This window comes from Pseudomonas sp. GW821-FHT07G10 (genome assembly GCF_059418545.1).
Genome location: NZ_JBWKQB010000049.1, coordinates 1 through 20,067 on the forward strand (window position 1 = coordinate 1; position 20,067 = coordinate 20,067).

18 protein-coding genes and 1 pseudogene are annotated in these 20,067 nt (G+C 59.9%); 7 read left to right on the forward strand and 12 right to left on the reverse strand.

Going from position 1 to position 20,067, the window contains the following annotated elements:
* Positions 1-218 precede the first annotated feature (218 nt).
* Positions 219-536, reverse strand: coding sequence for a Rieske (2Fe-2S) protein (locus tag AC07O1_RS29590; protein ID WP_495091100.1), 318 nt, complete (start codon positions 534-536; stop codon positions 219-221).
* 275 nt (positions 537-811) lie between these two features.
* On the opposite strand from AC07O1_RS29590, the gene AC07O1_RS29595 reads away from it, so the two are divergent.
* From AC07O1_RS29595 to AC07O1_RS29605, 3 genes are read left to right on the forward strand one after another with little or no spacing between them, the layout of a single operon-like run.
* On the forward strand, positions 812-2,185 hold the full coding sequence (locus AC07O1_RS29595; RefSeq protein WP_494992974.1) for a glutamine synthetase family protein: 1,374 nt from the start codon (positions 812-814) through the stop codon (positions 2,183-2,185).
* A 37-nt stretch (positions 2,186-2,222) separates the two neighbouring features.
* Positions 2,223-3,614, forward strand: a complete 1,392-nt coding sequence (locus tag AC07O1_RS29600) for an aldehyde dehydrogenase family protein (protein WP_495091101.1) — start codon at positions 2,223-2,225, stop codon at positions 3,612-3,614.
* A 2-nt stretch (positions 3,615-3,616) separates the two neighbouring features.
* Positions 3,617-4,777, forward strand: a complete 1,161-nt coding sequence (locus tag AC07O1_RS29605; RefSeq protein ID WP_495091102.1) for an iron-containing alcohol dehydrogenase — start codon at positions 3,617-3,619, stop codon at positions 4,775-4,777.
* A 182-nt stretch (positions 4,778-4,959) separates the two neighbouring features.
* On the opposite strand, the gene AC07O1_RS29610 is transcribed toward AC07O1_RS29605, so the two are convergent.
* Together AC07O1_RS29610 and ggt are read right to left on the reverse strand one after the other, a co-directional pair.
* Positions 4,960-5,430, reverse strand: coding sequence for a YbhB/YbcL family Raf kinase inhibitor-like protein (locus AC07O1_RS29610; RefSeq protein WP_495091103.1), 471 nt, complete (start codon positions 5,428-5,430; stop codon positions 4,960-4,962).
* Between the two features lie 165 nt (positions 5,431-5,595).
* The gene (gene ggt / locus AC07O1_RS29615) at positions 5,596-7,323 is read right to left on the reverse strand and encodes a gamma-glutamyltransferase (RefSeq protein ID WP_495091104.1); all 1,728 of its coding nucleotides are present in this window, start codon (positions 7,321-7,323) and stop codon (positions 5,596-5,598) included.
* A 217-nt stretch (positions 7,324-7,540) separates the two neighbouring features.
* Here ggt and AC07O1_RS29620 point away from each other — a divergent pair.
* From AC07O1_RS29620 to AC07O1_RS29630, 3 genes and pseudogenes are all read left to right on the forward strand, one after another.
* A pseudogene (locus tag AC07O1_RS29620) lies at positions 7,541-7,774 on the forward strand (flavohemoglobin expression-modulating QEGLA motif protein); the annotation flags it as partial.
* A 557-nt stretch (positions 7,775-8,331) separates the two neighbouring features.
* Positions 8,332-10,074, forward strand: coding sequence for an ABC transporter permease (locus AC07O1_RS29625; RefSeq protein WP_494992980.1), 1,743 nt, complete (start codon positions 8,332-8,334; stop codon positions 10,072-10,074).
* Between the two features lie 14 nt (positions 10,075-10,088).
* A complete protein-coding gene (locus tag AC07O1_RS29630) occupies positions 10,089-11,411 on the forward strand; it encodes an ABC transporter ATP-binding protein (RefSeq protein ID WP_495012442.1) in 1,323 nt (440 codons plus the stop codon).
* A 238-nt stretch (positions 11,412-11,649) separates the two neighbouring features.
* Here the strand turns inward: AC07O1_RS29630 and AC07O1_RS29635 are convergent, their stop codons facing one another.
* The 9 genes from AC07O1_RS29635 to gabT all read right to left on the reverse strand — a co-directional run bounded on the left by AC07O1_RS29635 (position 11,650) and on the right by gabT (position 18,606).
* Positions 11,650-11,832 (reverse strand): DUF1289 domain-containing protein, encoded by a 183-nt coding sequence (locus AC07O1_RS29635; protein WP_494992983.1) that lies wholly within the window; start codon positions 11,830-11,832, stop codon positions 11,650-11,652.
* 3 nt (positions 11,833-11,835) lie between these two features.
* The gene (locus AC07O1_RS29640) at positions 11,836-12,207 is read right to left on the reverse strand and encodes a hypothetical protein (RefSeq protein WP_495091105.1); all 372 of its coding nucleotides are present in this window, start codon (positions 12,205-12,207) and stop codon (positions 11,836-11,838) included.
* 84 nt (positions 12,208-12,291) lie between these two features.
* Positions 12,292-13,677 carry a sensor histidine kinase gene (locus tag AC07O1_RS29645; protein WP_495091106.1) on the reverse strand — a complete coding sequence of 462 codons (1,386 nt, stop codon included), beginning with the start codon at positions 13,675-13,677 and terminating at the stop codon, positions 12,292-12,294.
* Positions 13,653-14,318 carry a response regulator transcription factor gene (locus AC07O1_RS29650; protein ID WP_495012439.1) on the reverse strand — a complete coding sequence of 222 codons (666 nt, stop codon included), beginning with the start codon at positions 14,316-14,318 and terminating at the stop codon, positions 13,653-13,655. Before AC07O1_RS29650 ends, AC07O1_RS29645 begins: the two co-directional genes overlap by 25 nt.
* Positions 14,319-14,459: 141 nt before the next feature.
* On the reverse strand, positions 14,460-14,897 hold the full coding sequence (locus tag AC07O1_RS29655) for a hypothetical protein (protein ID WP_495012438.1): 438 nt from the start codon (positions 14,895-14,897) through the stop codon (positions 14,460-14,462).
* A gap of 29 nt (positions 14,898-14,926) precedes the next feature.
* Positions 14,927-15,694 carry a COG4705 family protein gene (locus AC07O1_RS29660; RefSeq protein WP_495091107.1) on the reverse strand — a complete coding sequence of 256 codons (768 nt, stop codon included), beginning with the start codon at positions 15,692-15,694 and terminating at the stop codon, positions 14,927-14,929.
* A gap of 333 nt (positions 15,695-16,027) precedes the next feature.
* Complete coding sequence (locus AC07O1_RS29665) at positions 16,028-16,516, reverse strand: Lrp/AsnC family transcriptional regulator (protein WP_003174918.1); 489 nt, start codon at positions 16,514-16,516, stop codon at positions 16,028-16,030.
* Between the two features lie 45 nt (positions 16,517-16,561).
* Positions 16,562-17,218, reverse strand: coding sequence for an HAD family hydrolase (locus AC07O1_RS29670; protein ID WP_495091110.1), 657 nt, complete (start codon positions 17,216-17,218; stop codon positions 16,562-16,564).
* Between the two features lie 95 nt (positions 17,219-17,313).
* Complete coding sequence (gene gabT, locus AC07O1_RS29675) at positions 17,314-18,606, reverse strand: 4-aminobutyrate--2-oxoglutarate transaminase (protein ID WP_495091108.1); 1,293 nt, start codon at positions 18,604-18,606, stop codon at positions 17,314-17,316.
* 272 nt (positions 18,607-18,878) lie between these two features.
* Between gabT and AC07O1_RS29680 the strand changes: the two genes are divergently transcribed.
* Complete coding sequence (locus AC07O1_RS29680) at positions 18,879-19,805, forward strand: 2-hydroxyacid dehydrogenase (RefSeq protein ID WP_495091109.1); 927 nt, start codon at positions 18,879-18,881, stop codon at positions 19,803-19,805.
* The last annotated feature ends 262 nt before the right edge of the window (positions 19,806-20,067 follow it).

Here is a 20,067-nt window from a genome sequence, read left to right on the forward strand (position 1 = left end):
TACATAAATGCAACCGGGTAGCAGTGTTTGAAAAGCGGGTAGCCAGTGTGGGCGAGTCCATACATAAGGGCGGAACCCTAAGTCGCCGTTACCGCAGGAATGGATATGTACACCCGCAAGAGATAGGCCGGCTGTCAGGCAGCCATCGCGAGCAAGCTCGGCTCCTACATTGATCGGTGTACATCCGCGAGAGACAGGCCGCCATCAGGCATCAGGCATCAGGCATCCGCCGATTGCCGCACCAGGATGTCATCACCGTCCACACGGACCTCGAACTGTTCGACGTGATAAGCCGATTCGGTGAGGCATTCGCCGCTGATCACGTCGAACTCATAGGCGTGTATGGGGCACGTCACGACGCTGCCGCAAAGCGTGCCTTCGCCCAGCGGGCCCTCCTCGTGCGGGCAGCTGTTGTTGATGGCGAAATACTGGCCGCCCACATTAAACAGCGCGACGGGCCTTCCCCCAAGGTTCACGGTCTTGCCGGTACCGGGTTCGATATCGCCCACGCAGGCGACCTTGACGAATTCACTCATGGTGCCACTCCAGGCTGCGACCGGCGCTCGGGCCATGATGCTGAGTCACCCGACTCAACCGCTGCACGGCCCCCTCTTGAATGTCATTTTAGCTTCTGGATCTGCTCCTGATTCGTCGGGTTTCGCTCCCCCAAAACTTGCGCGCAGCAACAGTAGGCTAAGCTTTCAGCAGCTCATTGCTCATGATGCTCGCTCCGGCCGGTTTTGGGTTTTCTGAAGAGCGTCTGCAACAGCTATTTCAGACAGGCCCAAGCATTTCACGCAGGACTGACGTGATGACCGAGCCCCTCCTCAGCTTTGAAGAACTCAAGCTCGCCGCCGCCTGCGGTGAAATCGATACCGTGCTGGTCTGCATGGTCGATATGCAGGGGCGACTGGTCGGCAAGCGATTCCAGGTCGAGTTTTTCATCGACAGCGGCCATGAAGAAACCCACTGCTGCAATTACCTGCTGGCCGACGACATCGACATGGAGCCGGTGCCGGGATACGCCGCTGCCAGTTGGAGCAAAGGTTATGGCGATTTTGTGCTCAAACCCGACATGGCCACGCTGCGTCGCGTGCCCTGGCTTGAGTGCACGGCGCTGGTGCTCTGCGACGTGCTCGATCATCACCACAGGCGGGACCTGCCCCACAGCCCGCGGGCGATCCTGAAAAAGCAGGTCGAGCGACTGCGCGAGCGCGGCTACAGCGGCATGTTCGCCTCCGAGCTGGAGTTCTATCTGTTCGACGAGAGTTACGAGGCCATCCACGAGCGCAACTACCGCAACCCGAAGACCGCCGGCCACTACATCGAGGATTACAACATCCTGCAGACCACCCGCGAGGAGCCGGTGCTTCGAGCGATTCGCAAACACCTGCAGGCATCAGGCATTCCCGTGGAAAACTCCAAGGGTGAATGGGGGCCGGGCCAGGAAGAGATCAACATCCGGTATGCCGACGCCCTGACCATGGCCGACCACCACGTCATCATCAAGCACGCCTGCAAAGAGATCGCGCAACTGCAGGGCAAGGCGATCACGTTCATGGCCAAGTGGCGCTATGACGCCGCGGGCTCCAGCAGCCATATACACAATTCGCTGTGGGACAAAAATACCAGGAAGCCCCTGTTCTTTGACCCCAAGGCCAAGTTTGGCATGTCCAGGCTGATGTGCTCGTGGGTGGCCGGGCAGCTCAAATACGCCAACGACATCACCTGTTTTCTCGCGCCCTACATCAATTCGTACAAGCGTTTTCAGGCCGGCACCTTCGCGCCGACGCGGGCGGTGTGGAGTCGGGACAATCGCACCGCGGGCTTTCGCTTGTGTGCAGAGGGCAGCAAAGCTATTCGCATCGAATGCCGTATCGGCGGCGCCGACCTCAACCCCTATCTGGCCTTCGCCGCCTTGATCGCCGCGGGCCTGGCCGGCATCGACGAGAAGCTCAGCCTTGCGCCGCCCTTTGAGGGCGATGCCTACCTCGACGAGCACTTGCCTGAAGTGTCCAAGACCCTGCGCGATGCCTGCGCCGCGCTGCGGGCCTCGACCATGTTGCGCGAGGCATTCGGTGATGAGGTGGTCAACCACTACGTGCATACCGCCGACTGGGAACAGAAAGAATACGACCGGCGGATAACCGACTGGGAACTGCAGCGCGGCTTTGAGCGCTATTGAGCAATCCATTATTGAGCTATCCATTATCGAGAAAGTCATGACCGCAATGATTCAACTCATCTCACCGGTCGATGGCCGGGTCTACGCCGAACGCCGCCGCACCGAGGCGGCGCAGATCGAGCAGGCTCTGGCGGCTGCCTGCGCCGCCCAGGCGCAATGGAGGCGCCGGCCGCTGAGCGAACGCGCAGCCTGTTGCAGCGCCGCCGTGGACTCGATGCTGGCGATGAGCGCCGAAATCGTGCCGGAGCTGGCCTGGCAGATGGGCCGCCCGGTCCGCTTTGGCGCTGGCGAGCTGCGCGGCTTCGAAGAACGCGCACGGCACATGATCGCCATTGCGCCTGAAGCCCTGGCGGCGGTAGCACCCGCTCCTCTCGCGGGTTTTCGGCGCCATATCAAACGCGAACCGGTGGGTACGGTGCTGGTCATCGCGCCCTGGAACTACCCCTACCTGACTGCGGTGAATTCGATCATCCCGGCGCTGATGGCCGGCAACAGCGTCATCCTCAAGCACGCCACGCAAACGCTGCTGGTGGGCGAGCGCTTCGCCGAGGCGTTTCGCCGCGCCAATCTGCCCGAAGGCCTGTTCCACAACCTGCTGCTCGATCATGGGCAGACCGCCGCGATCATCGCCTCAGGAAGCGTGCAGCAGGTGAACTTCACGGGTTCGGTGGACGCCGGCAAGGCCATGGAAGTCGCCGCCATGGGACGCTTCCTCGGCCTGGGGCTGGAACTCGGCGGCAAGGACCCGGCCTATGTCCGCGCAGACGCCAACCTTGAGCATGCGGTGGAGAACCTGGTGGACGGCAGCTTCTTCAACAGCGGGCAGAGCTGCTGTGCCATCGAGCGGATCTATGTCGATAAAAAAATCTACCCGGCCTTTGTCGAACGCTTCGTCGCCCTGACTCGCCAATACGTGCTGGGCAACCCACTGGACCAAGCCACCACGCTGGGCCCGCTGGTGACACCGAGCGCCGCCGAATCCGTTCGCCGGCAGATCGCCGAAGCACTGGCACTGGGGGCCAGGGCACTGATCGATCCAAAGGCTTTTGCCGCCGACGCGCCCGCCAGCGCCTACCTCGCGCCGCAGGTGTTAGTGGACGTTACCCATAACATGTCGGTGATGCGCGAGGAGAGTTTTGGCCCGGTGGTCGGCATCATGCCGGTTGCCGGCGACGACGCAGCCATCGCCTTGATGAACGACAGTGCGTTCGGGCTCAGCGCCTCCATCTGGACGCAAGATCTCGCCGCCGCCGAACGCCTGGGCGACGAGATCGCAACCGGCACCGTTTTCATGAATCGCTGCGACTATCTGGACCCGGCCCTGGCCTGGACCGGGGTGAAGGACAGCGGGCGCGGCGTAACGCTGTCGCGCATTGGCTACGAAAACCTGACCCGGCCGAAATCCTTCCATCTGCGCCATGAGATCTGAACATGAGCCTGACCGCGAACTGGAACTACCCCACAAGCATCCGCTTCGGTGTCGGCCGCATCGCCGAGCTGGCCGAGATCTGCCGCAGTCAAGGTATCCAGCGACCGTTGCTGGTCACAGACAGTGGCCTGGCACGTGCCTCGATCACCACGGCGGCGCTGGACTCCTTGCGCGCTGCTGGCCTCGGTGTAGCGCTGTTTTGTGACCTCAAGCCCAATCCGGTGGAAGCCAATCTGGCGGGTGGGCTCCAGGCCTGGCATACCGGGAAACACGATGGCGTGGTCGCCTTCGGCGGTGGCAGCGGCCTGGATATGGGCAAGCTCATCGCCTTCATGAGCGGCCAGACCCGACCGGTTTGGGATTTCGAAGACATCGGCGACTACTGGACACGCGCCGACGAAAGCAGTATCGCCCCGATCATCGCAGTGCCGACCACCGCCGGTACCGGCTCCGAGGTGGGCCGTGCGGCGGTGATCATCGACGAGCGTACGCACACCAAACGCATCATCTTCCACCCGAAGATGATGCCGCGCGTGGTCATCAGCGACCCGGCCCTCACCGTCGGCATGCCGGCAAAAGTCACCGCCGGCACGGGCATGGATGCTTTTGCCCATTGCCTGGAGTCGTACTGCGCCCCCGGTTTTCATCCCATGGCCGAAGGTATCGCGGTGGAAGGCATGCGCCTGGTGGCCAATGCACTGGTACGGGCAGTCCACACCCCGTCCGACCTCGATGCGCGAGCGCACATGCTGGCGGCTGCCGCGATGGGCGCCACCGCATTCCAGAAAGGGCTGGGCGGGATGCACGCACTCGCGCACCCGGTGGGCGCCCTGTACGACACCCATCACGGCATGACCAATGCCACGTTCATGCCCTATGTCCTGAAGTTCAATCGCCCGGCCATCGAGGAACGCATCACCCGCCTGGCAGCTTATCTGCGTCTGCCCACCCCGGGTTTCGACAGCTTTCTGGCCTTCGTCCTCAAGCTGCGCAAGGACATTGGCGTGCCGCATACGCTGGTTGAGCTGGGAGTGGATGATCGGCAGGCCGATCTGATCGCGGACATGGCGATTGTCGACCCCTGCGCCGGCGGCAACCCGCTGCCATTGACACGAATTGGCGCGGCAGAAATTTTCGCAGCGGCTTACCACGGCCGACTGTAGGAGCCGAGCTCGCTCGCGATGGACGTTAACGATAACGCCTGCTTTCTGAATAAACGCGTCGCCCTTGAGTCCATCGTCGGAACGCCGCCCGGACCAATCGAGCGTCGACCGGCTGCTCCTACACAAAAGCCGTCAGCCAAAGATCGTCCGAATGCGGCCCGAGCCTTCGGCAGCTCCTGCGCTCACCTCGTTTTACGATAGGTGCCAATCAGCTCGGCCTTTGCCAGTACATGGCCGCGCATTGCGCTTTCGAGTTGGGCTTTGGTCGGCAGCTTCAGGTCCGGCAAGACCGTGTCCAGCGCATAGAGCTTGTGAAAATACCGATGGTTGCCGATAGGCGGACAAGGGCCGCCGTAGCCGGTTTTCTGCCAGTCGTTGAGCCCCGGCAGCGTGCCGGGCGGCAGCATGCGCAGGTCTTCGGGCAACTCGGTTGTCGCCGCGGGCAGGTTATAGAGCACCCAATGCACCCAGGTCATCCTGGGGGCAGCGGGGTCCGGCGCGTCCGGGTCGTCCACGATCAGCGCCAGACTCTGGGTGCCTGGGGGGACACCGCTCCAGGCCAACGGCGGAGAAACATCCCGGCCTTCACAGCTGTATTGCGCCGGTATCGGACCTTGGGCATGAAAAGCGGGAGAATCGAGCATGAATGGCATGACCGCTACCTCTTTTTAACGTGTGTTTGACACCAGACTTGTGCCGCGCGGACTGGTTTCGCTGTTCCCGATAACAAGCACTCTTGTTGCACGCGACGCAGGTTCAACGCGATCAGGCTGAACTTGCGCCGCTCAACGAAGCCCTGAAACAGGGCTTCACATCACTTAGTAGCCCAGTGACAGGCCCGTGTTGCGACGCGGATCGTTCGCGCCGTAGAAACGGTTTTTGCCGACCGGTTTTGCGCCGAGCGAAGGTGCCCCGACCAATATCGCCGCGACATGGTTGGCGTCCTGCGGGCCGATGAACTTTTGTCCCCAGCTTTCGAGGATTTTCTGGGTATCAGCGCTGACGGCGAACGTTTCAAGATTAGTCTCTTCAGGCAACCACTGTTGATGGAATCGTGGCGCATCGACCGCTTCCTGAATATTCATCTTGTAGTCGATGACGTTGAGGATCGTCAGCAAGGTCGCAGTGATGATCCGGCTGCCGCCTGGCGTGCCGACGACCATGAGTGTTTTGCCGTCCTTGGTGACGATCGTCGGGCTCATTGAGGACAGTGGGGCTTTGCCTGGGGCGATAGCGTTCGCTTCCCCTTGCACAAGACCGTACATGTTGGGCACGCCGATCTTGGAGGTGAAGTCGTCCATTTCGTCGTTGAGGATGATGCCGGTCTTGCTGGCCATGACCCCTGCACCAAACCAATCGTTGAGGGTGTAGGTCACCGAGACCGCGTTGCCCCATTTGTCGACGATCGAGTAATGCGTGGTGTTGTTACCCTCGTGAGGCGCCACTCCAGGTTTGATCTCGCGGGAAATACCGGCTTTTTGCGGGGCGATAGCGGCGCGCAGCTTAGCCGCATAATCCTTGTCCAGCAGGTGCGCCAGCGGGTTCTTGACGAAGTCGGGGTCGCCTAGATAGCTGTTGCGGTCAACATAGGCGTGACGCATGGCTTCAATCTGATAGTGCAGCCCCTGAGCCGAGTGAAAGCCCAGGTTGGGCATCGGATAGCCTTCGAGGATGTTCATGATCTCGCAAATAATGACCCCACCCGAGCTCGGCGGCGGTGCGGAGACGACATGGTAGCCACGGTAATCGCACTCGATCGGCGCGAGTTCGCGGGTCTGATACTTATCTAGGTCGGCTTGCGTGATGAGGCCCTTGCCGGCCTTGCTCGAGTCGACGATAGCCTGGGCAACCCAGCCCTTATAGAAGCCCTCAGCCCCCTTGCTGGAGATTTCTCGTAGCGTCTTGGCCAGGTCCTTTTGCACCAGCTTCTGGCCGGCCTGCATCGGCTCACCTTTGTTCAGGAAAATCGCGCCCGAGTCGTGCATGTCTTTCTTGAAGACGTCGGTCGCGGTTTCGAGTAGATCGACGTCGCCCTGTTCAAGCACGAAGCCGTCCTCGGCGTACTTGATGGCTGGTGCAATGACATCGGCACGCTTCATCGTGCCGTACTTCTTCAGCGCCAGCTCCATGCCTGAAACGGTTCCCGGGACGCCGACTGCCAGGTGTCCCTTTGTACTGAGGTCCGGGATGACATTGCCATCCTTGTCGAGATACATGTTCGCGGTGGCTGCCAGGGGCGCCTTTTCGCGGAAGTCGAGGAAAGTCTTGCGGCCATCGGCCAACTGGATGGTCATGAAACCGCCGCCGCCAATGTTGCCCGCAGCGGGGTAAACCACTGCCAGCGCATAACCGACCGCCACCGCCGCATCGACTGCGTTGCCGCCGTCCTTGAGCACATCGACGCCGACGTGGGTGGCCAGATGCTGGGCCGTGACCACCATGCCATTCTCGGCAGCGACCGGGGCTTGCGAAGCTGCTTGTGCACAGGTGAATCCAAGAGCGAGTGCCGTGGCGATAAATGATTTGGCAAGGGGCTCGAAATTCATGAGTCGATTCTCTTGTTTTAAGGTAAGTAAATGTCGTGTCGGATGGCCGACAGCCAAAAGACTGTAGGACAGTTTCAGCCTGCTCGACCGGCTAAATCACAACCATCGGACTCGCGCACCCGCCAGGCGGGCAATCTCTTGGACTCCAGCCGCAACACGATGCTCTGGCAGAGCCTGAGCCTGGGAAAACTGATCCTCGTCCCCCAAGGAGGTTTGCGTGAGCACAGCGCCCCTGTCCGAACTCGATGCCGCGCTACCCGGTCTGGCCCGCAAGATCCGCATGCTGGATGCCCTGGCCTGGCCGGACGGGGTCGAGGAAGTCTTCCTGGCGCACTGGCGCGCCGCAGGTGCAGAACTGCCCAGGGTCGAGCTGCGCCCACGCGAGCACGGTGCTGACATCGCCTCCCTGGAAGCGTTTGCGGGTCGCTGCGATGAGGGGCACCCCGACGGCTGACAATGGATACGCACAGTGCGCAGAGCCGAACCAGACGCTGTGCGGAGCGCGATCCTTTAATATTTAAAAGTTATGTTAATTTTATACTTCTGTAATATTTTGATACGTATAATCCCGCCCTGAAAAGCGATTCATTGGCGCCCGGCCTGCTGGCAGCTGCAACACACGCAACACCCAAGCCAATGGCTTGATGACGTTACCGTCAGGACGCGGTTTCGCTTTTCCAGCCTCAGTACCCATTTCAACCCCGCCAAAGGAGACTCCAGCCGTGGATCCTGCCCATTCTCGGTGGGCCATGTATGGGATGCCGAACAGGGTGTAACCGGTGCGCGACATTATTCAGCAGTCTGTACCACTGAGTAACTCGGCCGCTCCCCCGCCACCTGCCCTGTAGCGTTCATTTGCGTGGCCTCCCTCCGTCGTTTTTTTTACCAATCCACTAGAGTGTGCTGTGCTTAGACTGCCTCTGCTACGCAGTTTCGTGCGTTTGTACTCTGGAAGGTGTTGACCTGTGGTCACGAACCACACTCAGAACGCTGCTGGAATCGCTGAACATGAAAAAGGTATTCCGTCATTACATCCCGGCTACGGCAAGGCGGCTGCTGCCCAATCGCTGGGACCTGGTAGCCCTGCCGCTGGTTGTCGGCTTTTTGCTGTTTTTCTCGATCGGCGCGCGTGAGACATGGGCGCCGATTTCGACCTTGCAGAGCCAGGTTATTTCGCTGGATCCGGCCAACCTGCCCGAATATGCGGTACGCACTACATTGCGCATGCTCGCGGCAATGGTTGCCTCGCTGATATTCACCCTGGTTTACGGTACGTTGGCTGCCAAAAGCCGGCGGGCAGAGAAATTGCTCGTGCCGGTACTGGATATCCTGCAATCGGTGCCGGTTCTAGGCTACATCTCGTTTACCGTGACGTTTTTTCTGTTGCTGTTTCCAGGACGAGTACTGGGCGCGGAATGCGCCGCCATTTTTGCCATCTTCACCAGCCAGGCCTGGAACATGACCTTCAGTTTCTACCAGTCACTGCGCATGCTGCCCCGTGATCTGGAAGAAGTATCCAGCAGCCTGCAGCTTTCCGGTTGGCAAAAATTCTGGAAGCTGGACGTTCCGTTCGCGATACCGGGGTTGGTCTGGAACATGATGATGAGCATGTCCGGGGGCTGGTTCTTTGTGGTTGCCTCTGAAGCCATCACCGTGGGTGACAAGACCATCACGCTGCCAGGCGTGGGCTCCTATCTGGCGACCGCCATTGAACAGCGCGACATGCATGCGGTGGGCTATGTCATTCTGGCGATGATTGTGGTCATCCTGATCTATGACCAGTTCCTGTTTCGGCCGCTGGTGGCATGGGCGGACAAGTTCCGTATGGAAGACACGGCGTCCCAGGGCGGCGCACCTGAGTCCTGGGTGCTGAATCTGATCCAGCGCACCCGGGTCATTCAGCGTCTGTTACGACCTTTTGTCCGCGCCATGACCCGCATTGGCCACATGCGCCTGAGCTTGCCACGAGCCCAGGCCATAGCGATGAACACGAGCCCGGCAACCTCACGAATCATTGACTGGGTCTGGGGCGGGCTGATTACTGCGCTCGCCCTCTACGCGCTGTACCACATAGTGCTCTACGTCAGCAGCGAAGCGACCTTTGCAGAGCTCTGGCATGTGCTCGGTCTGGGCTTGATCACGCTGTTGCGGGTGGTTCTGCTGATTGCCGTCGCGTCACTCATTTGGGTTCCACTTGGGGTGCTGATTGGTCTGCGTCCGCACCTTGCGGAAAAAATCCAGCCCTTGGCCCAGTTCCTTGCGGCGTTCCCGGCCAACCTGTTGTTTCCAGTGTTTGTCATCGTGATCCTGCACTACAAGTTGAACCCGGATATCTGGCTGAGCCCACTGATCGTGCTGGGTACTCAGTGGTACATTCTGTTCAACGTGATCGCCGGCGCCAGTGCGTTTCCGAATGACTTCAGAGAGGCGGCTACCAATTTCCGCATCCGCGGCTGGCAGTGGTGGCGCAAAGTAATGCTCCCCGGCATCTTCCCGTATTACGTGACCGGGGCGATTACCGCCTCTGGCGGGGCCTGGAACGCCAGTATCGTTTCCGAGTTCGTTTCATGGGGACAAGACAAGGTGGTGGCACATGGCTTGGGTGCCTATATCGCGCAAACCACGGCGGCCGGCGACTTTCCGAAAATCACCTTGGGCGTGGTGGTCATGTCGCTGTTTGTCGTGGCCTTCAATCGTTTGGTGTGGCGGCCGATGTACGCCATTGCTGAAAACAAACTCCGTTTGAATTAACCCGAGTCGGTCTCATGAATAGCCATACCGAATACTCCAGCGCAGCCTCCGAAATCTACTCGCTCACCAAGGTGAGCAAGGGCTTTGGCAATGGCAAGGATGAGCGGCAAGTTCTTAGCAACGTTGACCTGACCCTGCGCGAAGGCGAGATTGTGGGCCTGCTGGGCCGCTCCGGCTCGGGTAAGTCGACGTTGCTGCGTATCATCGCCGGCCTTATACAATCCACCTCTGGCGAGGTCCGATACAACGGCTCATTGTTGTCGGGTCCCGCTGAAGGTGTGGCCATGGTCTTTCAGACCTTTGCCCTGTTTCCGTGGCTGACCGTACTGGAAAACGTAGAGGCCGGTCTCCAGGCGCTGCAGGTCGAACCAAAAGCTGCGCGCAAGCGCGCGCTGGCCGCGATTGACCTGATCGGCCTCGACGGGTTTGAAAACGCCTACCCGCGTGAGCTGTCCGGCGGGATGCGTCAACGGGTGGGCTTCGCCCGAGGCCTGGTGGTCAACCCCACCTTGTTATTGATGGACGAGCCTTTCTCTGCCCTGGATGTACTGACGGCGGAAACGCTGAGAACCGATTTGCTGGATTTGTGGAGCGGGGAGCAGCTACCGATCAAATCCATCCTGATCGTGACTCACAATATCGAAGAAGCGGTATTGATGTGCGACCGTATTCTGGTCTTGTCGTCAAATCCAGGGCGTGTTGTGGCGGAAATCAAGGTGCCCTTCGCCCACCCACGCAACCGTCTGGATAAGCCCTTTCGCAAGATGGTCGATGACATCTATGCATTGATGACCAACCGGCGAAGGGCCGACGCCAAGACCGGCAAGGCCGAACTGCAGGTGGGCAGTCAGTTGCCAGATGTCTCAACCAACCTGATGGCTGGCCTGATCGAAGCACTGGCGGCCGAACCCTATAACGGCCATGCAGGCTTGCCGAATGTTGCAGAGCGGTTGTTGCTGGAAGTGGACGATTTGTTCCCGGTGGCAGAGATGCTGGAACATCTGGGGTTTGCTGAACTCAAGGGTGCCGAGATCACACTCACCGAGGCTGGCAAGCTGTTCGCCGAGTACGGCACCCAGGAACGCAAAGTCATGTTCGCGGAACATCTGCTCAGACAGGTGCCATTGGCCGCGCGAATCCGCCAGGTATTGCAGGAACGGCACGGGCACTGGGCGCCACGTGTACGTTTCGAGCAGGAACTGGAAGATTCACTCAGTGAAGCTTTTGTGGAAGAAACACTGGAAAGCGTAATCAGCTGGGGACGATACGCTGAAATTTTTTCCTATAACGACCACACCGAGACGTTCAGTCTGGAAGACGTCGAAGGCAGCCTGTAGCACTCGCCACGGGAGACAGGCCAAGGCAGAGCACGATTGTGTGCCCTGCTGGCCGACAGGATCCCGATGAAGAAATACGAAATTTTCAGAGAGTTGCCGTCAGTCTGACACCAGTAACCCCAAACTGAATGTTGGGGGGGCAACGCTGGGTAACAGTTTCAATCAATACAGTTCGGGACTGTTGCACGACTGAAACGGCTCCAGTGTCGGATGGCTTGTCCGCGATGAAGCCAGCGGCTCACGCGTTCTTTTTTTGCAGACTTTGCAGGCGCAGGCTCGCTCGTTGCACGACGGCCATCTTTTCGGGGCGCTTCATGCGCTTCCATTTTCTGATGTCCTCCTTGGTGCGGCCACAACTCACACACAGCTCACCGCGCAGCTGACAAACGGCAATACACGGGTTTTCGATATCTTTGGCCATGCGTCAACCTCGAGTCGAGCGCTTGCGCGCCAGGCGTTGCTGCCAGTTTCCGGCATTGGCGCGCTGACATTGCTCTTCAGTGTCAAATTGCACATGGGCCGAGACCGGACTGACGACAATATCCGCGTCACTGAACGCCGCGGCAGTCAGTTCGACCATGCGCTCACCTTGCCCGCTGGCCAGGGCCTGGCTCTTGTTGGCCAGCGTGTCGAAGATCCAGGTAACCATCAGGCTGGCGGGGAACACCGTGTAATCCACCTCGTGGGTCAGCCAGGAGAACCCTGTAATTTCCGCTTTGGCCGTCTCACAAGCCTCGGTCAGGGTAGCCACCAGGCGACGCTCGATTCGCGCCTGATCGCGTTTGCTTAAAAGCATGGGTTGATCCTTGTATGAGTATCCAGGGCTGGCCGAAGGGGTATATGGGCCAGCCATGTGTTCTTTTCGCGGATGAATCCGCTCCTACAGACGGGCGACGACGGGGGCTCTGCGGGTGATCGCTGACGGCAACCACACCGAAACACACAACCCGCTTCTTCCCGTCTCATCGCAAAATCCCAGGCGGATCCGTGCCCCGTTGCGATCCGCTATCGCCTTGACGATGGACAGCCCCAGTCCGGACCCCACCTCATGGCTCCCCAGGCTGCGATAAAACGGATCGAATACACGCTCCCGTTCCTCAGCCGCAATCCCGGGGCCGGAGTCCCTTATCTGCAACAGCGCCCCGCCCGCCTCCATGCCCACCGAAAGGTCCACCCGCCCGCCCGCAGGTGTATAGCGAATGGCGTTATCGACCAGGTTCTTGACCACGGCGAGCAGGTCGATCTCGTTGATCAGCACCTGCACATCCTGTTCGTCCTCGACGCCGATGTCGATCTGCTTGATTTCGGCCAGCGGCAGCAGGTCCTCCAGCACGCGACGATAGACACCATGCACGGAAACCGGCGATGTGGGCAGCATCGAGGTCGATTGGGCGGTGGCCAGCGCCAACAGTTGATCAATGAGATTCTTGCCGCGCTCGATCCCCCGCCGCAACGGAAACAGACGCTCCCGGGCCAGAGTCGACATGTCTGCGCCGGCCAGGCGTTCGGCTTGCAGGGACAGGGCCGTCAGCGGCGATCGGAGTTCGTGGGCGGCGTCGGCGACGAAGCGGCGCTGGGTTTCCATCGACTGAGCCACACGGTTGAGCAATCGATTGATGGCCAGCACGAAGGGGCGGATTTCGGCGGGAAGATGGTTTTCGTCAATGGGGTGCAGTTCCTGCTCGCCGCGCTGGTCGATTTCACTAGCCAGTACCGCGATGGGTCGAAACAGCTTGCGCACCAGATCAGCAACCACCAGCAAGAGCACGGGAAACAGGATGAAAAACGGCAGCAGGCCGCGCCAGGCGCTCTCGCGGGCGTCCTTGTCGCGCGCGCCGGTTTCCTGCGCGACGGCGATGCGTTCGCCACTTTTCATGGTCTTGACCAACACACGAAACGGTTCGCCACCGACTTCCAGCGTCGACAGCCCATCGGCCAGCGTGGTCGGCAGTGGCAGCGGGGCCCCGGCATCAACGTTGCCCGACGCCTTGCTGCCATCGGTCAGGTGCTGAATGATGACCCTGGATTCTTCATCGTCGCCCTCGATACCCCCGCCGTGCTGCGGATAGGCCAGCGTCATCTGCTGACGCTCGAACAGCGCGGCCACCTGACGCAAGGTATTGTCCTGCATTTCGAGGGTTTCATCGAAGGCAGAGACGAAGGCGAAAATACCGGCCACGATAGCGACGATCAGGATGACCAGCGACAGGGAAACGGACAGCCTGAGTTGGACTGACTCGCTCAGTCGCTTTTTGAAACCATCCATCCCATACCCCTGACATTCTTGATGATGTGGCTACCCAGCTTGCGACGCAGTGCATGGATCAGGAACTCCACCGCATTGCTTTCCACTTCATTGCCCCAGCCATAGATACGGTCTTCGAGATCGCTGCGCGAAAGAATTGCGCCCGGCCTGATCAACAGCGCCTGCAGCAGCGAGAACTCACGGCTGGAGAGCTGGACTCCGGGATTTTCTTCGGTGCTGGCTTGTTTCGAGATCGGGTCCAGCGACACCACGCCGTTGCTGAACACGGGTAACGCGCTGCCACCTTTGCGGCGCAGAACGGCACGCATGCGGGCCAGCAATTCCGCCATTTCAAAGGGTTTGAGCAGGTAGTCGTCAGCGCCGCCATCGAGGCCGCGCAAGCGATCGTCGAGGCTGTCGCGGGCAGTGATGATCAGCAGTGGAACGCCGTTGTTGCCGGCACGAATGCTGCTCAATACCGCAAGGCCGTCCTTGCCGGGCAGGCCGAGGTCAAGCAGCACCAGGTCATAATGTTGAGTGTCCAGCGCAGTAAGGGCGGTCAGACCATCCCTGACCCAGTCGGCGGCGTAACTGGCATCCGTCAGCGCGCCCTGGATCGCATCCCCGATCATGGGGTCGTCTTCGACCAGCAATATCCGCATGGCCCTCTCCGGTGATAAGTGAGGCTCGACACTCACGCGGGTATGCACCTGCGTGAGTGTCGAGCCTGCATTGAATCACCTGTTCAAGCGTGCGCGAAGCGATTTATCTGGATTGAAAGCCGTCCCCTTCGCTTCTTGCCGTCATTTCTTTCCTTGCAGCGAATTGAAGGTTTTCAGCAAATCATCCATTGCCGCCTTGCAGTCGCTCTGTTTCGGGGTGCTGGCGCGCAAGGCCTCAAGTGCAAGGTCAATGGCCTTGTCCAGTACATGCCAGTCACTGGCAGCACGAGGCTTGATGCCGGCTTCCGCAGAGTCCCAGGACAATTCCAGGTCCTTGATACGTGTTTTCGCGCCCGGCAAGTCGTTCTTGTCGACGAGATCGGCGACGTTTGCCGCAATGCTCTGGAACGCCGACAGGTCGCCCAGTTTCGAGGCCGAGCTCTGCTGAACACTGGCCGCGCCCGAAGTAGCGCTCGTTTTTGGGGCGTCAGCAGGTTTCGAACACCCGGCGGCCAGGCCAAATACGACGATGGCTGAAAGGATGGCGGCTTTACGAATGGCGGTTTGAACGTAGACCATGATGATTCCTTGATAGGCTTTTGAACGTGTTATTCAGTGACGAGTTTGCGACTGCCGACGCTCATCTGCGCGGCGGCCACCAGAATCAGGATGACACTGAGGAAAATGGCGCTGGTCCACATCGCGCCCATGCCGAGGCCACCATAGGTCTTGGCTTGAGTCAGCAAGTCTCCCAGCGAGGCGCCGAAAGGACGGGTCAGGATGTAGGCGATCCAGAAGGTCAGGACCGTATTGCCACCCAGGCGCCATGCGGCGAAGGTCCCGGCGATCAGCGCGCCGAAAATCACAGCGCCCAGTGTGAAGCCAAGGCCCAGCGCCTCGGTGGCCAGATCGCCGGCCGCCGTGCCCAGCGCAAAGGTGCACAGCACCGTCGCCCAATAGAACAACTCCCGGCGCGGCGTGACGATTTCATTGATGGACAGGCTGCGCTCAAACCTGAACCAGACCATGAAATTGATCGCCAGCAGTACGGAAAATACGGCCGTGCTGGCATACAGGCTGATGCCCAGCTTGTCGGTGAGCACATCGGTAATCTGCGTCCCGACAACGCTCACCAGCACCACGGTAAGCCAGTAAATCCAGGGTGTGTAGGCGCGTGTGCGAAGTTGCCCGAACAGTGCGATCGCCAGCAGCACAGCCATGCCGATACTGGTCAAACCCTGTCCTAAACCCGCATCGACGGCAAGAAAGTCGGCACCGGTTTCACCCACGGTGGTGGACATGATCTTGATGACCCAGAACGACAGCGTCACTTCGGGGACTTTGTTGAGCCAATCGGCTTTTGTAAGCGGCTTCATGTGGGGTGCGTCTCCATAACAGCGCTGCAATTGGCGCAGGAGAGAGACTACGCAGGCAAACTTAGCTGGGACTGAGGAAGTCGACATTCGTCGGGAGCGCTGTTGCGAACCCGCTGCACACGGTGCCCTCGATGAGCATTTTTGTGGCCGGAAACAGCTATTTATGCGAAACGCACCAAAATGAGGTGCAACGAGAGACCCGACAGGCCAAATGCTCTATCGAGGTGCATTCCAGATACACCACCGATTGATTGGTACGTCAAAGCAGCCCGTAGCGCGCCTCTTTTAAAGGCGCGGCAAGCTGCATAACAGGAGGATGTTTGCAGAGTCAGTTCAGTGACGCAGCAATTTGCGCAGCGGCACGCCGTCCTTGAGCACCGGAGACTTGATGACGATGTAACTGAAGTACTTGGAGATGCCGATGTTCTTGTCCAGCAGGCTTTCGACCACTTCCTGGTAATGCTGGATGCTGCGGGTCATGAAACGCACCAGATAATCATAGCCACCGCTGATCAAATGGCATTCGAGCACTTCGTCCACCAGACGGATATTGGATTCGAACTTGGCGAAGTCTTCACGCTTGTGGTCGCTCAACGTAATCTCGGTGAAGACCGTGACCGAATCGGTGATCTTCGCCAGATTCAGGTGAGCCTTGTAGCTGGAAATATACCCGGCCGATTCAAGCCGTTTGACCCGTTGCAAACAGGGGCTTGCCGACAATCCCACGGCATCGGCCAGGCTGACGTTGGTCATGCGACCGTCTTTCTGCAGCTCAACCAAGATGCTGATATCGATCCGGTCCAGTTTCACTAAACCTTCCATTGGGTACCTCTTGATTGCCGTTTGTAGGACAATCTTCTAGCAAAATCAGCGCCGTAAAGACAGCTGATGCTGAGCCACCAGATCAGCCATGCTGTTTATGCAGTAATCCGCGGCGCAAGGCTGAAGGTGTTTCGCCCGACCACGACAGATCAGGCACACATGGGTGGCAGCCTGCCGACCGGCAGATGGCCGGGTCACTTGCAGAATAGTCCCGACTTCAAGCTCATTGGCCTGTAACCAGTCGTGATCCAGCAAGGGATCGCTGGCCAGTGAAATGAAATCGTCGGGCATGATCCCCAAACGCTCACAGAGCAGCCCTCGATCTTCGGCATCCCGGTCGCCTTGCACCAGCAAGCGATAGAACTTGCGCAGGTACAACATCGCGCCGGGCGCATCCTCGAACAGCGACCAACTGGTGACCGAGCGGGCAAAGCTCATGCCCTCCTCCCAACTGGCCCTCAGCCCCCAGCGCTCGGCCAACTGGCGATGGGCGAAACACAGCAGCCCACTGAAGCCCAGCTCACCGAAACGCGGGTAAAGCGCACGCACGACCTCGCTGTACTCGGCCACCACCTGTTCCTTGTCCGGATTACCGCCCAGACTTTCGAGCAGCGGTTGCAATGCCGTCCAGACACCCGAGTCCCGATCGACCAGGACCTCATCGCAATCGATGAGCAGTGCTCGATAATCAGTCAGCCCCATGGTGTACAAAGCCTCCAATGATGCGTTCCATCAATCCATGCTCCATAAATGCTCACGGGCGATAGCCTGCGGCACCGCCCCGAGCAGGCATGAGTTCAGTTCAAGACTCGTGCCAGTGCCGCTTCAAGAATCTGCAGCGCTTCGTCGATCTGTTCTTCCCGGGTGACCAGCGGCGCGAGGAAGCGCAGCACGTTGCGGTACACCCCGCATTTGATCACCAGCAGGCCGCCAGCCCGGGCTTCATCGATCAGCCGCTGGGTCAGGTCCGCATCCGGGCTACGGGCCTCATCATCCTTGATCAATTCGAGTGCGAGCATGAACCCGGTGCCTCGCACGTCGCCGATACGCGGGTGACGGGCCTGCAAGCGCAGCAGCCCCTGACGCAGACGCTCGCCCAAGGCTTCGCCACGAGACAGCAATTGCTCCTGCTCGTAGGCCTCGATCACCGCCAGTGCAGCAGCGCAGGCCAGGGCGTTACCGCCGTAGGTGCCACCCAAGCCGCCGGGCAGCGGTGCGTCCATGATCTCGGCCTTGCCGACTACTCCGGACAGCGGCAAGCCACCGGCAAGACTTTTGGCGACGGTCACCAGGTCCGGCTGGATGCCGGCATGCTGGAAACCGAACCACTTGCCGGTACGGCCGAAACCGGTCTGGATTTCATCGAGAATCAGCACGATGCCGTGCTTTTCAGTGAGGGCACGCAAGGCCTGGAGGAACTCCACCGGCGCCGAAAGGAAACCACCGTCGCCCTGCACCGGTTCGATGATGATGGCCGCGACCCGCTCAGGGGCAACCTGGGTGGCCAGCAACTCGTCCAGTGCCTTGAGTGCCATCTCGCTGCTGACACCGCGATAGGTATTCGGATATGGGGTATGAAACACCTCTGGCGCGAACGGTCCGAAGTTCTGTTTGTACGGCTGGCTCATGCCGGTCAGCGTGGTGCCGAGCAAGGTGCGACCGTGAAACCCGCCGCGAAACGCGATCACTGCCGAGCGGTTGGTGTGGGCGCGGGCGATCTTGACCGCGTTTTCCACGGCTTCGGCACCGGAAGTGAAAAAGGCCGCTTTATAGGCTTCTTGACCACCGACCAACTCACACAAACGCTGGGCCAGATCAAGGTAAGGCTTATAGGCAACCACCTGGAAACACGCGTGGGAGACCTTTTGCAACTGGGCCTGCACCGCAGCGACCACCTTCGGGTGGTTGTGACCGATGTTCAACACGCCGATGCCGCCGACAAAATCCAGGTAACGCTTGCCATCCACATCCCACAACTCGGCACCCTGGGCCCGATCGATCACCAACGGGTGAGCGGTAATCAGACCACGTGGCACGAATTGATCGCGCTGACGGAGCAAATGAGGGGTTTCGTCGACTTTGCTATTCATGGCATTTCCCATCGTGAGTCCGGCAACCGGGAAGTGGTTGCGATGGTGTTCAGGTTAAGGCTTGCGCGAAACGAACTACGCCGAACTTGCCCCCTGAGAAATTCGGATCGACTGTTTTCACCCTGCCAAACGGCAGATTCCTTCAGCCCGTCGATTCTGCCGGGTCATGGCCAATAGAACGTGGCGCAACGCGTTTAATCCGGCCCTTTCGACAGATCCTGCTCTGTCATTGCGCCATGCTGGACAGCACCTTCACCTTTCAGGAAATGCCCATGGCCCTGCTTTATAAAGCTGACCCTGTGCGCGGCGAACAGTGGAAAGCGCTGTTCGCCGAACACGCCCCGGATATCGAATGGCGCGCCTGGCCGGACATCGGCGACCCCAAGGACATTCAGTACCTCGCTGCCTGGCAGGCACCGGATGATCTCGAGGTTCTGCTGCCCAATCTGCGCGTGTTGTTCGCCTTGTCCGCAGGAGTCGATCAACTGGACCTCAGCCGCCTGCCGGCGAGCTTGCCGGTGGTGCGCCTGCTGGACCCCGGCATCACCCGCGGCATGTGCGAATACGCCAGTTTTGCGGTGCTCAGCCTGCACCGGGACATGCTCCGCTATCGCCAGCAACAGGCGGCGCGGTGCTGGCAAGCCCACTTACTGCAACCGGCGGCCAAGCGCCGGGTGGGCGTCATGGGCCTCGGTACCCAGGCCCGGCAGATTCTCGCCACCTTGCAGCCCCTGGGCTTTGCGTTGTCCGGCTGGGCGCGCAGTGCCCACCGGATCGCGGGCGTCGATTGCTATGCCGGTGCCGAACAACTGCCGGCGTTTCTGAGCCAGTGCGACATTCTGTTGTGTGTGTTGCCACTGACCGAACAAACCCAGGGCATCCTCGATCGCAGGCTGTTCCGGCAACTTCCCCATGGCGCGGCGCTGATCAACATGGGACGTGGCGGGCATCTGGTGGAAAGTGATCTGCTTGAGGCGCTGGACAGCGGACAGCTCAGCGGCGCCGTACTCGATGTGCTGCAGGAAGAACCGGCACCGGCGGATCATCCTTTTTGGGATCATCCGCAGATTCTGCTGACCCCGCATATCGCGGCAATGACTCAACCGGAAAGTGCGTTTGGGGTGTTGCTGGAGAACATTCGCCGGCATCAACGGGGCGAGTCGATGGTGGGCCAGATCGATCGAAAACAAGGTTACTGAATACACCCCCATTGATCGTTCCCACGCTCCCGCGTGGGAATGCAGCCCGGGACGCTCTGCGTCCCAAGAGCCGAACGCGGAGCGTCCGGTGAGGCATTCCCACGCAGAGCGTGGGAATGATCAATCATCCGCAGATTCTGCTGACCCCGCATATCGCGGCGATGACCCAGCCAGAAAGTGCGTTTGGGGTGTTGCTGGAGAACATTCGCCGGCATCAACGGGGCGAGTCGATGGTGGGCCAGATCGATCGAAAACAAGGTTA